Source organism: Shewanella sp. 10N.286.51.B7 (genome assembly GCF_002873615.1).
Taxonomy (GTDB): domain Bacteria; phylum Pseudomonadota; class Gammaproteobacteria; order Enterobacterales; family Shewanellaceae; genus Shewanella; species Shewanella electrodiphila.
On sequence record NZ_MCUF01000014.1, the window covers coordinates 1 to 14,458 of the forward strand.

At 41.0% G+C, this 14,458-nt stretch carries 14 protein-coding genes and 1 pseudogene; 2 read left to right on the forward strand and 13 right to left on the reverse strand.

From position 1 onward, the window contains the following. The 13 genes and pseudogenes from BCU84_RS01725 to rraA form a co-directional block, all read right to left on the reverse strand. Positions 1–1,516, reverse strand: a pseudogene (locus BCU84_RS01725) (adhesin); the annotation flags it as partial. A 208-nt stretch (positions 1,517–1,724) separates the two neighbouring features. Beyond that, positions 1,725–2,735, reverse strand: a complete 1,011-nt coding sequence (gene hemB, locus BCU84_RS01730) for a porphobilinogen synthase (RefSeq protein WP_102526383.1) — start codon at positions 2,733–2,735, stop codon at positions 1,725–1,727. A gap of 26 nt (positions 2,736–2,761) precedes the next feature. Beyond that, on the reverse strand, positions 2,762–4,696 hold the full coding sequence (locus BCU84_RS01735; protein WP_241906334.1) for a diguanylate cyclase: 1,935 nt from the start codon (positions 4,694–4,696) through the stop codon (positions 2,762–2,764). After that, positions 4,696–5,493, reverse strand: coding sequence for a TatD family hydrolase (locus BCU84_RS01740; RefSeq protein WP_102526384.1), 798 nt, complete (start codon positions 5,491–5,493; stop codon positions 4,696–4,698). Before BCU84_RS01740 ends, BCU84_RS01735 begins: the two co-directional genes overlap by 1 nt. A 2-nt stretch (positions 5,494–5,495) precedes the next feature. Next, complete coding sequence (locus BCU84_RS01745) at positions 5,496–6,095, reverse strand: hypothetical protein (RefSeq protein WP_102526385.1); 600 nt, start codon at positions 6,093–6,095, stop codon at positions 5,496–5,498. 58 nt (positions 6,096–6,153) lie between these two features. Then, positions 6,154–6,912, reverse strand: a complete 759-nt coding sequence (gene tatC, locus BCU84_RS01750; RefSeq protein WP_102526386.1) for a twin-arginine translocase subunit TatC — start codon at positions 6,910–6,912, stop codon at positions 6,154–6,156. A gap of 10 nt (positions 6,913–6,922) precedes the next feature. Next, positions 6,923–7,321, reverse strand: coding sequence for a Sec-independent protein translocase protein TatB (gene tatB, locus BCU84_RS01755; RefSeq protein WP_102526387.1), 399 nt, complete (start codon positions 7,319–7,321; stop codon positions 6,923–6,925). Between the two features lie 6 nt (positions 7,322–7,327). After that, positions 7,328–7,567 carry a Sec-independent protein translocase subunit TatA gene (gene tatA / locus BCU84_RS01760; protein ID WP_102526388.1) on the reverse strand — a complete coding sequence of 80 codons (240 nt, stop codon included), beginning with the start codon at positions 7,565–7,567 and terminating at the stop codon, positions 7,328–7,330. Between the two features lie 99 nt (positions 7,568–7,666). Continuing rightward, positions 7,667–9,316 (reverse strand): ubiquinone biosynthesis regulatory protein kinase UbiB, encoded by a 1,650-nt coding sequence (gene ubiB, locus BCU84_RS01765; RefSeq protein ID WP_102526389.1) that lies wholly within the window; start codon positions 9,314–9,316, stop codon positions 7,667–7,669. Beyond that, positions 9,313–9,933 (reverse strand): SCP2 sterol-binding domain-containing protein, encoded by a 621-nt coding sequence (locus tag BCU84_RS01770; RefSeq protein ID WP_102526390.1) that lies wholly within the window; start codon positions 9,931–9,933, stop codon positions 9,313–9,315. Before BCU84_RS01770 ends, ubiB begins: the two co-directional genes overlap by 4 nt. Next, positions 9,933–10,688, reverse strand: a complete 756-nt coding sequence (gene ubiE / locus BCU84_RS01775) for a bifunctional demethylmenaquinone methyltransferase/2-methoxy-6-polyprenyl-1,4-benzoquinol methylase UbiE (RefSeq protein ID WP_102526391.1) — start codon at positions 10,686–10,688, stop codon at positions 9,933–9,935. Before ubiE ends, BCU84_RS01770 begins: the two co-directional genes overlap by 1 nt. Before the next feature lie 601 nt (positions 10,689–11,289). Then, positions 11,290–12,327 (reverse strand): formimidoylglutamase, encoded by a 1,038-nt coding sequence (locus BCU84_RS01780; protein WP_102526392.1) that lies wholly within the window; start codon positions 12,325–12,327, stop codon positions 11,290–11,292. Positions 12,328–12,456: 129 nt separating this feature from the next. After that, the gene (rraA, locus tag BCU84_RS01785; RefSeq protein ID WP_102526393.1) at positions 12,457–12,942 is read right to left on the reverse strand and encodes a ribonuclease E activity regulator RraA; all 486 of its coding nucleotides are present in this window, start codon (positions 12,940–12,942) and stop codon (positions 12,457–12,459) included. Positions 12,943–13,324: 382 nt separating this feature from the next. On the opposite strand from rraA, the gene BCU84_RS01790 reads away from it, so the two are divergent. Next, on the forward strand, positions 13,325–13,582 hold the full coding sequence (locus tag BCU84_RS01790; protein ID WP_102526446.1) for a YgjV family protein: 258 nt from the start codon (positions 13,325–13,327) through the stop codon (positions 13,580–13,582). 270 nt (positions 13,583–13,852) lie between these two features. Beyond that, positions 13,853–14,365 carry a phosphatase PAP2 family protein gene (locus BCU84_RS01795; RefSeq protein ID WP_102526447.1) on the forward strand — a complete coding sequence of 171 codons (513 nt, stop codon included), beginning with the start codon at positions 13,853–13,855 and terminating at the stop codon, positions 14,363–14,365. The last annotated feature ends 93 nt before the right edge of the window (positions 14,366–14,458 follow it).

Sequence of the window (14,458 nt, forward strand, 5' to 3'; positions counted from 1 at the left end):
TGTGGCCTTGATTATCCGTTAGGGTTACCGTAACGATTTGACCATCTTCAACATTGGTCACAGTGCCCTGAATGGCGACTTGTGTAATTTCAGTAGCATTAATGACGCCATCGTTATCGATAATTTCAATGGTAATATCAGCCAGAGTATCGACAGGCAGTTGTGTGGTTGCAGATGCAGGGTTACCCGCAATGTCAGAGACTTCAGCTGTTGCTATTAAGTAGCCATCATCAAATGCAGTTAAATCTTGAGGGGGCAATACCCAAATGCCACCAGTGACGATGGTGGTGAGCATCAAGCTGTGGCCTTGATTATCCGTTAGGGTTACCGTAACGATTTGACCATCTTCAACATTGGTCACAGTGCCCTGAATGGCGACTTGTGTAATTTCAGTAGCATTAATGACGCCATCGTTATCGATAATTTCAATGGTAATATCAGCCAGAGTATCGACTGGCAGTTGTGTGGTTGCAGATACAGGATTACCTGCAATATCGATAACTTCAGCAGTTGCAATCAGGGAGCCTTGATCAAAGTCTGATAAGTCTTGAGGAGGAAGAGTCCAGATACCATTTGCTACCGTGGTGTTGACTTGATGGTTTGAGCCATTTGCATCCGATAAGGTCACCATTATCGTTTGGCCATCTTCAACATTAGCCACCGTCCCTTTAATGATGACAGACGATATTTCAGCAGCATTGATAACATTATCAAGATCTTCAATCTCGATACTGATACTAGCAAGGGTGTCTTTAACTGAGTAATCAAAAGCGGGTTCAGCTATTCCTTGATAAGTGGGAGCACTTATCTCTGCATTAAGAAGTCCTTCTGCAAGGTTGGATATATCAACATTGTCTAGACGCCAACTTTCGTTGATTACAGTGACTTCTATATAAAGTTGCTGGCCATGAACATCTGTCAGCTTCAAGCTCAATATCTGGCCATTAATAGCATCTAATGCTTGACCAGAAATACTAACAGAAGGGACTTCGAATCTATTTAAATAACCATCATTGGCATCATCAATATTGACGGATAGAGTGAGTGTTACAAAAGAATCCTGCTCGCCGATAAGCGAACTAATGTTATTAGTGTCCTTTGAAAGGTTATCACCTTGAGAGTTATAACCAGATTGTGCGATTAAAGCATTGTATTGAGTCTGAATGACATTGTAGAAATAGTTTAACCCTTGTGTCTCTGAAGATGGCGTCTGATTATATGCGTTATCTGGTGCTTGGCTATCAGGGCTATTTGGCTGTGTAGAAGAGGGAGTTGATGGATTTTGAGACGAATTAATCAATAAAGTATTTGGAATAGTGACAACTTGCTGATCAACGACGATATAGGGTGCGCTTTGGTCGTTAATGAGGATATCTTCTGCGTTGATATCATATAATGGAAGAGTATTAATGACTTGTTCAGAACTAATAGCGTGCCATTGACCATCGTTCGCAATTGCGAATACGCTCGAGCCAATTTTTACGTAATACAATACATCAATGCTATCCACAATCATTTGCATTCCTTAACTTTCAATCCATTGTCATCATTAACCTATACGTTATTGATGCAATTAAGCGAAAATTTAAGCATAAACCCTGTTAATTAATTTTTAAAGACTAGTTGAATGATTTAATTGTCTAGATTCAAAATGATATAAAAAAAGAGGCCAATTGGCCTCTTTTTGTAAACAATCTAAAATATAAAGCGGTTAACGTTAGGCTTTACTTATCTTCTTTGAGCCATTGTGCTGCTGATTTGGCGAAGTAAGTTAAAATACCATCCGCCCCAGCACGCTTAAAGCAAAGTAACGACTCCATCACAATGGCTTTTTCAGCTAACCAGCCATTTTGAATCGCTGCCATATGCATGGCATATTCACCACTCACTTGATAAGCGAATGTCGGTACGGCAAGTTCAGTTTTAACTCGGCGGACAATATCTAAATACGGCATGCCAGGCTTAACCATAACCATGTCAGCACCTTCTTGAATATCTAAGGCGACTTCATGAAGTGCTTCGTCACTATTACCTGGATCCATTTGGTAGCTGTGTTTATTGCCACCTTTAAGGTTGCCAGCAGAGCCGACCGCATCACGGAAAGGACCGTAGTAGCTAGAAGAGTACTTAGCAGAATACGCCATGATTTGAGTATTCACATGACCTGCAGCTTCCAGCGCTTCACGAATAGCGCCAATGCGGCCATCCATCATATCTGAAGGGGCTACGATATCTGCGCCAGCTTCAGCATGAGATAATGCTTGTTTGACTAGAATTTCAGTTGTGATGTCATTAAGAATATAACCAGTATCATCAATGATGCCATCTTGGCCATGTGTCGTGAACGGGTCTAGTGCAACATCTGTCATCACACCGAGTTCAGGGAAGGCTTGTTTTAGCTCACGCACTGCACGTTGAACTAGGCCATCTGAGTTATAGGCTTCTTCTGCCATTAACGATTTTTTCTCAGCAGGAGTCACGGGGAATAATGCAATTAGCGGAATACCTAGTTCGACCAACTCTGCAGCTTCTTTAAGTAATAAATCAATCGAGTAACGTTCGACACCAGGCATTGATGCGACTTGTTCAGTGCGATTGTTTCCCTCAAGAATAAACATTGGGTAGATAAGATCATTCACCGATAATTTATTTTCTGACATTAAACGACGGCTGAAATCATGTTTACGCATACGGCGCATTCTGCGCTGTGGAAACGCACTAGTAATAATATTCACATTTGACTCCTGATATTAATCTCATCTTATTCTGGCGAAAATTGGCAAACTTGATTTCGCCCACCGCGCTTAGCTTGATAAAGCGCTTTATCTGCTTGTTCAAGTAACAAAGTCGGATGTTCTTCAGTTTCAACAACTGCAGCACTGACTCCGATACTCACAAAAAGGGGAATAGGGCTTCCTTCCCAATTAATTGATAACTTGGATATTGCTAGGCGAACGTGTTCTGCTAGCGTCATCGCTCCTTCACTATCAGTATTCGGTAATATAATAGCAAACTCTTCACCGCCAAAACGTGATACCAGATCGGTTGGACGCTTTAAATAATCTGAAATTGTTGTCGCAATCACTTTTATCGAGTGGTCACCCGCAAGGTGTCCGTGTTCGTCATTAATGGCTTTAAATTTATCGATATCAAGCATTAACAGCGCCAAAGAGGTTTGTTGACGTCGGCTAATACGACCCTCAGCGGTTAAACGACGATCAAATTCGCTGCGGTTTTTCACTCCAGTAAGGCTATCGATAGTGTTTTGCTGAGTCAGCTTTTGGTTCGCTTCATTGAGTTCACGTAAGGTCACTTCAAGTTCTAAGGTTCTTTCGGCAACCATTTGTTCAAGACGCTCATTTGCCTCGGCTTCTGCCCTTAATGCTTCATCTCGGTTTTGTTGTAAACGTATCGCTTGCTCAAGTGCTTTTTGCTGCATTTGTAATTTGGCTTTACGCTCATCGTTATAACGCATAGCCAGTACAGCTGCCATTATCACAACTTCAAATGTTAGTCCTATCATCACTGGTGTTTGCGGGAATACTGCCCAGTTGAGATAACCTAAATACATCAGCCCAGTGAACAAGGAACCGACAAATAGACCAATACGACCTATTGCATATAATCGGGCATTTTTGGTTCTTTTGAAGACTTGGATAAGTGAAAAAACAATCAGTATAAAGCTGATGAAAATGACTGAAAAACTCAGTAGATAAAGGGAAAATTTAAAGTCGATAAAAGAGACAATTAAGCTCAATAAAATACAATATACCGCTAAGTAACGGCCAAGTAATAACATTGGCTTGCTGTGATATTTAAGTTGCATGACCTTTTCAGTAAACATCAAAGCAAAAGCCAGTGCCAACGGGATTAAGACGGGAACAGCTAACTGTTGTAAAGAGGGCCAGTTAGGCCATAAATACTGAAATGCAATACCATGAATACTAGCCACAATAACGGTTAAACAAATCACGTAGCCACTGTAGTAACTGTAACTGAACGACCCAGAGGCTAAGGCAATAAATAGGCTAAAAACCCCAATAGCAATCAAAATCCCAATTTGAAAACCATTCGCTAAACTTTGGGTTTCAATGGCATGGCTAAAATCGTTTTTACTCCATAATACTAAAGGAAAATTGAGGCTGCCACGATTATCAATTTTGAAATAAAACGTATGCAGTTCTCCTGGTTTTATATCAAAAGGATATAAAAATAAATTACTCTGCAATGGACGCTGATCGAAGGGGAGGGTGTCTCCCATATGTTCAATATTGAGTAATTCATTATTGACTAAATGGAATAGCTTAATGCTATCCATTAATGGGTTATCTAGAGCAATAATGCGTGATAGCTGATCATTTGGATTATAAAGACTGAAGCTTAACCAGGTATTTTTAGCGCCAATTTTGCGTAAGTCATTACTGGTTAATTTACGCCATTGATTCTGATTATTGTTCTGGAGTTTGAGGTTGGCAATTTCAGTGACATCATTCGAATTATGGATGTACAGCCACGGCTTTAAGTCGATTTTAGTGATTGAAGAAGCGGTTAAACGTAGTGGGATATTATGATGTTCTGTGTTGTCAGTATAACTGGTCGCATCATAAGCATTGACACCTGTGCTTAAGATGATGAAAAAACTTGATAATAACAATGCCATTGAGCGACGTAACCAATCCATATTGTGCTTTAGCATTATCGCTCGCCTAAATTAAACAAACGAATACTATTAGCATAACAATGGGCTGCAAACTCTTCATAAGGTTGGTTGCGAAGTGTCGCGATAGACTCAACAATATAAGGCAAGTATTGTGGCAGATTTTTGCTCGACTTAGGTTTTGGGCGCATGCTTCTTGGCAGCAAATAAGGGCTATCAGTTTCAACCACGAACCGATTGTTCGGGATAAGATGTACGATACTCGCAAGTTCTGCACCGCGTCTTTCATCGCAAACCCAGCCAGTGATGCCAATATATAAATCAAGGGCGATACATTCTTTAAGTTCGGTCTCTGTGCCTGTAAAACAGTGTAATACAGCGCTTGGGAGTTTATGGCGATAACGCTTTAAAATCGCGATAAAATCATCATGAGCATCACGACAATGCATCAAAACAGGCATATTCAATGTAGCTGCTAACGCAAGTTGTGCTTCAAAAGCCTGACGTTGATCTTTTCGAGGAGAAAAATCACGGTTGTAATCTAAACCACATTCGCCAATGGCGACGACATGTTTGCTATTGGCTATTTGAGTCAGTTTATCTAAGCTATTTTCATCCCAGCTACTGGCTTGATGAGGATGAACACCTGCGGTGCTATAAAGTTTAAGGGGATATTGCTGACAGAGCTTAGCGGACTCATCGCTCTCGGCAATATCACTGCCGATAACGATTAACGGTGAAACATGATGTTCCACCGCTTTGTGTATGATGTTGTCTATATCTGCTGCTAATCGACTACTCAGTAGATTAACAGCAATATCGATATGCTGAGGCATGATTAGTTAACGCGCTTAACTCGCATAGTCGAGTTACGGTCATCACTGCCAAGCAAGAATGAGCTTAACGCACCTTTTTCGATATAGATGGTTTGACCCGCTTTTAATTTGTAGCGTGAAGTCCCTACTTGTTTCCAAGTTTGGTCGTTAGATAATTTAACGATTAATGCGCCATAAGGATCTTTACTAACTGAACTGACTTCAGCATATAAACGAACATCATCCTCTTCTTCTGACACTTGCTTTAAGCCAAAAGTCTGTTCATCTTTTTCTGCTGTATTTTTCTTTAGACCAAACTCTTGTTCAGCAGTACTGGCAGCTTGAGTTGAAGAAACACTTGCAACGGCAGGTGCAACAGTCGTAGGGGTATTTGCTGCAACTGCTGTGGTTGCAACGGCTGTAGCTTCTGTTGAAGTTGTAGGCACAGCAGCAGGAAGCTGAGTAGCAACTGCGGTATTAACTGAAGCCGCCAATGCGTCAAAGCACATTAGGCGGTCTAATTTATCAGTATGACTGGCACAATTAGCCAGTTGTTGCTCGATGCTAGCATGAGCTTGAGAAGAGATAGCCAAAGCAAAAGTGGCAACCAAGGTTAAACGCATAACAGAATCCTTCTTTATTATTGTTTTACTAGTCCATGAGTAACAAATGCAATTAACTTTAGCTGTCGGTGCGTTCGCTCTCAGACTCTTCGTTATCTGTATCTTCTTTCGGCGTATATAGCTTGGCTGCTAATAGTCCGCCTTCAAATAATATTAACATAGGAATTGCTAACATTGTTTGAGAAATAATATCTGGTGGCGTTAGCATCATGCCAACGACAAAAGCACCTACGACAATATATGGTCGTTTTTGCTTAAGCTCTTCAGGTGTGGTGACACCTGCCCAGCACATTAATACCACAGCAACAGGGATTTCAAAGGCCAAACCAAAGGCAAAAAACAACTTTAGAATAAAGCTTAAATAGCTGCTGATGTCGGTTGCCACAGTAACACCTTCAGGCGCAACACTGGTGAAAAAGCCAAATACAACCGGGAATACAATGTAATAAGCAAACGCGATCCCTAAATAAAACAGCAAGGTACTGCTGAATAACAGAGGGGTCACTAGACGTTTTTCATGCTTATATAAACCTGGTGCAACAAACGACCAAGCTTGGTAAAGCACATAAGGAATCGCCACAAAAAATGATAAAACTAAGGTTAACTTAAATGGGGCGAAAAATGGCGCAGCTACATCAGTAGCAATCATACTGCTTGTTTCAGGCAGTGACTGCATTAATGGAATCGCCATGTAATGGTATATATCATTTGCCCAGTAAACTAAACAGATAAACACCAGCAAAACACTGCCGATAGCTCTGAGTAATTTATTACGCAATTCAAGCAAATGACTAATGAGAGGTAGCTGTTGTGACATTGATTACCCGCTAGCTTTTGGTATTTGAACTGGTTGAGTCATTTGTTGGCGCACTTGATTCAGTGCTGCTTTCAGCTGATTCCGCTTTAGGTGCATCCTTTTTAACGTCTTCTACTTGGTAGGGACGATTAACGGATTGCGCAGCATCTTTTAGCTGATCAATAGACTCTTGTAATTCAGGAGATAGGTTAGACAAACCTTTGCTTTCAGCTTTCTTTAAGTCAGCATGAAGCTCTTCGATTTTAAGCTCTTGCTCTAATTCGTCTTTAACAGAGTTTGCCATTCGCTTTAATGAGCGAATCCACCCAGAGATTGAACGTACCGCAGTAGGAAGTCTTTCGGGGCCGAGAACCACTAGCCCCAAAATTCCAATCAGCAGTAGCTCCATAAAGCCAATACCGTCGAACATAATGAATTACGCCTGTTCTTTGTCCTTTGACTCGGACTTTTGTTCAGTTGCCTGTTGAGAGGTTTTTGCAGTGCTATCTTTATCTTCTAAAGATTTTTTCTCTTCATCTTCAGGATTCATAGCATTTTTGAAGCCTTTAACTGCTCCACCTAAATCACCACCTAAAGAACGTAACTTTTTAGTTCCGAATAACAAAACAACAATTAACGCAACGATAAGAAGCTGCCAAATACTGATGCCGCCCATGAACATTTCCTCTATAGAATAAAAAAGTGTTTTTAATAATGCCTAAATTTTAGCACTCATTATATTGAGTATTATGAACCTCTAATGAATAAGTGCTAGTTAAAATTTACGATTCTTTGGTCTGGATCGCCATCCTGTGAACCAAAGCACTATACCTGCAGTTAGACAAATATAAGAAGGCCATAGTGTAGCGTCTTGATTTAATAATAGTGTGCCGCAGATCAACAATACAGCAGATGTTATTAAGAAGTAGTTACTTTTATGAGCTTTGTGTTGAAACTTCAGATACTTATCTAGCATCTGTTGTTGTGTTCCTAGCAGTTTACGACCCACTTTTAGGTTGTCGTAAATAAGCTCTGGGAATTCTGGCAGTTTTTCAGCCCAATATGGCGACTTCATTTTTACTTTGTCAAATATCGCTTTAGGCCCGACTTGCTCAGACATCCATTGCTCTAAAAAGGGTTTCGCTGTCGACCAAAGATCAAGCTGTGGGTAAAGCTGACGGCCTAAACCTTCGATGTACAGTAAGGTTTTTTCAAGCAAGACTAATTGCGGCTGTACCACAATATCGAACTGACGAGCGGTGCGGAACAACTCTAGTAATACATGGCCAAAAGAAATTTCATCTAATGGTTTATTGAACATCGGTTCGCAAACCACTTTAACCGCTTGCTCGAATGCTAACACATCGGTGTTTTCTGATACCCAGCCAGATTCAATGTAAAGCTGAGCAATACGCTGATAATCTCGGTTGAAAAACGCGAGGAAGTTCTCAGCTAAATAACGTTTATCGACATCATTCAAGGTGCCCATAATCCCGCAATCCATGCCGATATAAAATGGGTTGTCAGGGTGCTCACGGCTAATGAAAATATTGCCGGGGTGCATATCTGCATGGAAAAAATTATCACGAAATACCTGGGTGAAAAACAGCTCAACACCGCGCTCAGCGAGTAATTTTAAATTGGTGCCCTGGGCTCTCAGTGCCTCTACATCGGAAACAGGAATACCATACACACGTTCCATTACCATCAGGCGGGAGTAGCAATAATCTTCATACACGTAAGGTACGTACAGTGCGTCAGAATCTAAGAAGTTATTGCGAAGTTTAATCGCGTTAAGGGCTTCAAGGTTTAAATTGAGTTCCCCCAGAATTGTGGTGCGATAATCTTCAATTACTTCTGCAGGGCGTAAGCGGTTGCCTTCGCCTAGTAACCTTTCTAAAAAGCTCGCCGCTTGGCACATAAGCTGTAAATCAGCCTGTACTTGCGCTTCAACATTTGGGCGAAGCACTTTTAATACCACTTCAGCGCCATTTTCTTTGAGGTTTGCGGTATGCACTTGCGAGATCGACGCTGAAGCCAATGGCGTTTCATCAAAATTATCAAATAAGCTTTCAATCGGCGCTTTTAGTTCGGCTTCAATGGCTTCGCGGGCTAAAGCTGAATCGAATGGAGGTACTCTGTCTTGAAGCATGGCTAGCTCTTCTGCCCACTCATCATTGAGTAAGTCACGACGTGTAGATAGCATTTGTCCGAGCTTGATATAAACCGGCCCTAACTCTTGCATTGCCAATTTTAGCCGCTGAGCTGATGGCTTATCTTTGTGTTGGTTACGGAGCCAGAAAAAGCTGTGTCGCAGAAGAGAGAAGTACCAGGGTGTTTTATTACTGGGTAAAAGTTCGTCTAAGCCGTAATGTAATACAGTTTTGATGACTTGATAACCGCGCCTGATACTTGCAATTGTCATGGGGTAATTTTTTCTCTTAATTTATCTATTCGGGTAACCAGTGCCGATGTGCTATCAGCGAGTTCTTCAAGATTATCACGAAAATGAATGAATTCTATTTGATGGGGGGCAAGACGATATTCTTCGGTGGTTAATTGGCCAACGTGAGAACGAGACTTTTCAAAAACCTGCTTTGCTGAACTGGCAAGTTGTTTAGCGCCAGAAACCAACATATGCGTTGGGGCATCCCCAATATAACGTGACAAGGGCTCTGCAAAATCTAATTCAATATGACGCAGATAATGGCTAAAGCTTTGTAATAAGTTAACGTCGCCATCAAGCTTCAGCTTATCTTGCTTAATCAGCTCTGTTAGGCTTTCGCCTTCAGATATTTGGTAAAGTGTGGTGGCATCAGCTGTCACGCTGACATCAACATCAGCATCATAAATACTGAGTACTTGAATTTGCTTAGCAAAGACTAAGTATAAAGGCCATTCAAGCTGACTTAATTGAATGCAGAATACTTTGCCGTGTAAATTTTTAAGGCGTGCATATTCACCCTGATCTTGCGCTTGTAACTGCGCAATGGCAGTTTCTAGAGCAGCGCAAGTCAGTAATGAAAAATGGTTGGGCTGCATCAGAACTTATAACCACGGTGCAATGCAACAACACCATCAGTCATGTTGGTGTAATCAACTTGCTCAAGACCTGCATCAATCATCATTTGCTTTAATGTTTCTTGATCTGGGTGCATACGAATTGATTCAGCTAAGTACTCATAGCTGTCAGCATCTTGAGTGATTAGTGCGCCCATTTTAGGCAATACTTTAAAGCTATACATATCGTAAACTTTGCGCATTACTTCATGTTGTGGCTTTGAGAACTCAAGCACCAATAACTTTCCGCCTGGTTTTAACACGCGGCGCATTGAGCGTAATGCTGCATCTTTATCTGTTACGTTACGTAGGCCAAATGCGATAGTGATAATGTCAAAATAATTATCAGGGAACGGTAAGGCTTCAGCATTGGCTTGAACATAATCTACGTTACCCACAATGCCTTTGTCGCGTAATTTAGTCCGACCAACTTTTAACATTGAGTCGTTAATGTCCGCTAAAATAACTTGGCCACGGTCGCCGACTAAATGTGAGAATTTAGCGGTTAAGTCACCAGTACCACCGGCCAGATCCAACACTTTCATGCCAGGACGTGCGCCCGCAGTTGCAATAGTGTGGCGTTTCCAGAAACGATGAACACCAAATGACATGACATCATTCATAATGTCGTATTTAGCTGCAACCGAGTGAAATACGTCAGCGACTAAGTCAGCTTTCTTTTCTGAATCAACGGTCTTATAACCAAAATGAGTGTTCTTTGGGTCGCCCTCAGACATCTGTGTATTCCTATAATATGCGGTAATTAACAGCGAGTGTATGCCATTGCTTGCTTTGCAGAAACTTTAATCAGCGAGAGTGTGATCCAGTTTACTAGAAACAGCGTGGAATTCAGCGATACAGAATCGATATATGCTTTTGTGTAAATAGCGCTGTAAAAACAGTTCTACTAAAATTGCCCTGCATTAGACCATAAATCTGTTCGATATTGAATAGCCTGTAAATGGTGAAATAACACATGAGCAGTAATTGATACGTTTAATCTAATAACAGGGTTCAACTATAGCCAAGCCTGTTGAGATGACTGTTAGTTATTGAGTTTAAGGCGTGTTGATCTTTCAAGGTTATTTTTGCAGCGAATTATTGTTGATTTAGACAAGGCTGATGCTCTGTTATGCAGTTATTTTATATAAAAAGCCGATAACGTTGTAAAAAGTGGACAACAAACGTTGCCTGAAAGATTCGGCTAAAAACGGATTCTGCATTATTGAGCGAATTTTTTGCGAATAAAGAGTGCTTAGATTACAGGCGGCAATTCTCTTGCCGCCGCTTAATCCGTTTTTATCTTGAGCAACGTTCAACTAGCTAAGACCAACACGCCTAATATTGGACAGGTTTCTTCGCTTGAATATAGGCATATATTAATTCGCTAACACTTTGACCAACATCTCTATTGCCTGCGATTTCACCAGCCTCATGACATTGGGGCGCGGCTTCTGCAATGTGCAGATATGCCGTTTGACAGTGTTTGGCTATATAGTGGATGTAATGACATGCATCTAACAATGGCACGCCAGCAAACGTTGATGCACTGCTGGGCATTTTTGCAATAGCATCGACATCCAGTTCGAGCGCAACAGGAAGCTGGGTTTGATTTAAATTGTTGGCAATTGCCTTTAGAGCCTCTTCCAAACTCACTTCTCGCCTGACCCATATTTGCTGAAAGCTATGCCACTCGCCGCCAAATAAACTTAGCTGCTCTAGAGTGGTTTCGCTGTTTTTAAGCTCATGTAGTCCTAGAACGTGGTAATAAGCTAAGGCGCCATTGGCTGCGGCGTAACTAAAGCCATTGCCACTATGTCGTCCTTCTCGAGGTCTGAAATCACTATGGGGGTCTAGGTTTACGGCTGCGGCGGCTTGATTGAAATGAGACTTCAGCGCCATTAATAATCCATAAGCATTATTGTGGCCGCCACCAATCACAATAGGCTCAAGCTCTGCTGCGAGAATGTGACTGATTACTTCAATGACTTGATGGTCAAGTTCAGCTGTAGCCTGTCTTAGTTGTTCTGTACTGGCGTGAGTATCGAGTTGCTTAGGTTCAATATTACCTAGAATAAGACATTCACTGCCGTTGAGGTAGCGGTTTGATTGTAAATTCAGTAGCTGGCTCATCGCGGCATTAAATGCGGTGGTTGAACCGCCACGGCCTAAGTTTGCTCTGGGGCCTGCATCTTCACTAATACCCAAGATCACAAACTGTACGCCTTGATTTTTTGCTTGTACAAGGGCATGTTTTAGCTCGCTAGGTTGAGTATTCACCTGACTGAGCAATAGCACCTGCTGGCCTAACTTGGTTTCGCCATCGCGCGTTGATAGATATGTATCTAACCAGGCTTGAGTCATCATTTGCAGCATAGGGCCTACTTATCTCGTTATTATTGTTATGTGAGCAGTGATATCTAATTTATTCATTAGCGTTTATTTTACAGACAATAAAAAAGCCAGCATAGCTGGCTTTAGTTTGTTTATGCAATATTGAATCGATTATTCAATATCTAAAGCTTCAGGCGATAAAATCACCCCAGTGTTATCAGCATAAATATGATCGAAAGGTAGGAAGGTCACACCGCCAAAATTGACTGGAATTTCGACTTCACCAACACCATTACTGTCAGCGCCAATTGGAATTGAAGCAAGTGCTTGAATACCAATGTCCATTTCTTCTAATGTGTCTACGTCTCTTACTGAGCCATAAACAATAATGCCTTCCCACTTATTAGCAACTGCAATTTCTGCGATAGAAGCATCGACTAATGCGCGGCGCATAGAGCCACCACCATCAACTAATAATACTTTGCCTTCGCCATCAGCCTGAAGAGCATCAGCAATCAGGCCGTTATCTTCAAAGCACTTAATGGTGCTAATAGAACCACCAAAAGAGCTAGTACCGCCATAGTTACTGAACATAGGTTCGACGACATCAACAACATCTAAATACATATCACACAGTTCTGAGGTGTTGTATTCCATAGTGACACTCCTTGGGGTTAGCGATTTGAATAAATTCGCCAGTAGTTAAGCAATCTTAAATGAATTATATGAGCTTTTTTTGAAATTAACAGCGATATTCATCACCAGAATGCGATAAAGCAACAAGTTGATTTATAACCTGATGTTATAAGCAGCCATAATGATCCAGTTTAGCTTAGTCTGTAAGAAAGTAACTTACATAATGGCCTTGGGGTGAAACAAATATTGATCTTAGTCATCATATTACGGATTTTTATTACAACCTTGTATGAATTTTTGTTAATATCAGCACTTAATTAAATGCAGTTTGTTTTATTTGCTTTAGGGGCACGGACCCCCCGTAACGCTTATGGATGGCAGAGAGCCTTACTTAGAGGTTCTTATGGAAGGGTTAGACGTTGTTGAAATCATTGGTTATGGCGCATCTGTTATGGTGGCGATTTCGTTAATGATGAAAGACATTATTTGGCTTCGCTGGTTAAATTTTGTTGGTTGTACATTATTCGTTATTTACGGTGTACAAATTGAAGCATGGCCAGTGGCTGGTATGAACGCGTTCGTGGCTGGGATCAATATTTTTCATTTGATCAAAATCTATCGCACCAGTAAATCCGACAATCTTGCAGAAGCATCAGCTTAAATTTTTTGTCGAATGAGGTGTCTTCCCAAGGCACCTTACTTTTATTGCCTTAAGTAACTTTAATCACCTTAACTTAATCACCTTAACTTAAGTCTCGTTGGATAAATCCTCCCTAAGTACTCTCAATTAATTCTTTCTCGAGACAGTCTAATTAACACTTTGTCATAAAACTTTCGATAGATTGTCATGTCTCCGTCATTCGAAATATTTACAGTCCTTACAATGGTTGAATAACAATTAATCAATAAGGGCACAATTATGGCAAAGGACGTGACGTTAAGCATCGCCAACTTAGACAAGCAGTTGTTTTGTCATATTTTGACTTTCTGTCGTGATCATAAAATCACTGATTTTGCTACAAAAGTGTCAGCAACAGGTGATGGTCATTGCTACGTGTACATGGCGGTAGGCTTATTGTTTCTTCATCCTCAAGGCAGTCATTTTTTTAATTTGATGCTTGTAAGTTACGTGATTGAACTGCCACTTTATTTGTTATTAAAAAATTCTATTCGTCGCACTCGTCCTTGCGCTGCATTTGCAGGTTTCGAGTCTGACTTTCAACCTTCAGATAAATTCAGTTTACCGTCAGGACATACTGCAGCAGCTTTTATTATGGCGTCGGTTGTCATGACAACGTTTCCTTTATTGGCACCAATCGCGTTTGCTTGGGCTGGTTTTATTGGTTTATCTCGAATCGCATTAGGTGTGCATTACCCGTTAGATATTTTGGCTGGTATGGGACTGGGTATCGGCGCAGTCACCTTGGCTGAACAATTTATTTAATCCGTTAGCGTATTTATATTGCTTTAAATAACAAGATGTCTAATTAACAACTCACCGTCACCCTAAGTGTGATGCAATATTGCTTGAGTTAGC